A 1,147-nucleotide genomic window follows, 5' to 3' on the forward strand; every position below is an offset into this window, starting at 1 on the left:
CTACCGGCTCTTCACCGAGTCGTGACCGATTCGGCGAGCGAGAACGTCGAAAACGCAGCGACCAACGGTCACGCCTCACAGGCGCACGCCGAGGGGCGCGAAAGCGATGACGCGGCTCGCCGCAGTGGCGACGAGGCGGTAGCCGAGGCTGCCGAGCGCGCCAAATCCACCGGCGGCCGCAACATTCCGCAGCTGCCGGGTCTGCCGCTGCCCGAGGACACCGCGAATCTGCGGCTGGGTCCCGATCTGAGTGCCTCCATGCTCGCGCTGCTGCCGCTGGTGGGCGTATGGCGCGGTGAGGGCGAGGGCAACGATCCCGAGCGCGGCGACTACCACTTCGGCCAGCAGATCATCGTCTCCCACGACGGTGGCGACTATCTGTCCTGGGATTCTCGTTCCTGGGTCATCGACGCCGAAGGCAACTACTCCGGCCCCGATCTGCGCGAGAGCGGCTTCTGGCGGGTCGGCATCGACGGCGACGACGAGGTCATCGAACTCCTGCTGACCCACAGTTCCGGCATCGTCGAACTCTTCTACGGCCAGGCCCTCACCCAGTCGTCCTGGGAACTGGCCACCGACGTCGTGATCCGCAGCCAGTCCGGCGCGGTGGTCGGCGGCGCCAAACGCCTCTACGGCATCGTCGAGGGCGGCGACCTCGGCTACGTCGAGGAACGTGTGGAAGCCGACGGCGCCCTGAAACCCCGCCTCTCCGCCCGCCTCCAGCGCTACATCGGCTGAGCCGAGCCCGGGCAACGTCGGCCCTGATCTCAGGCGGAAAGAGCACGGCCCCCGAGCCGTACCGCGGAGATCTGATCTCTCGCGGTCCCGGTCGGACAAACCGGGGGCTCGGGGGCCGGGTGACTGCCTTGGATTAGTTCAGCGCTCGCGCGGGGACCGAATCCACTGCAGCGGGCCGCGGTACGGGGACCGCGGCTGTGGCGCTCAACCGGCAGCCACCTCACGCGTCCTCTGAATATCCATTCTTCGAACCACCTCCTTTCCCGTGTACAGACGAAACTACCGGCCGCGGCCGAGGAGCTGCAACGGATTTTTCGCAGAGCCGAATTCCGGTGCCGACCTGGGTTTTCGCCGGGTCAGGCGGCGACGCGGCGAGTGATCGATATCTCGCCGCCGGGTGCGACCGCGA

1 protein-coding gene is annotated in these 1,147 nt (G+C 67.9%); it reads left to right on the forward strand.

Going from position 1 to position 1,147, the window contains the following annotated elements; all coding sequences use genetic code 11:
* Positions 1-738, forward strand: a 738-nt coding sequence (locus ACGF5C_RS35020; protein ID WP_393308743.1) for an FABP family protein, incomplete at its 5' end; no start/stop codon positions are given.
* Between the last annotated feature and the right edge of the window lie 409 nt (positions 739-1,147).

Origin of the sequence: Micromonospora sp. NPDC047620, from assembly GCF_043205005.1 — a bacterium.
Taxonomy (GTDB): Bacteria; Actinomycetota; Actinomycetes; order Mycobacteriales; family Micromonosporaceae; genus Micromonospora.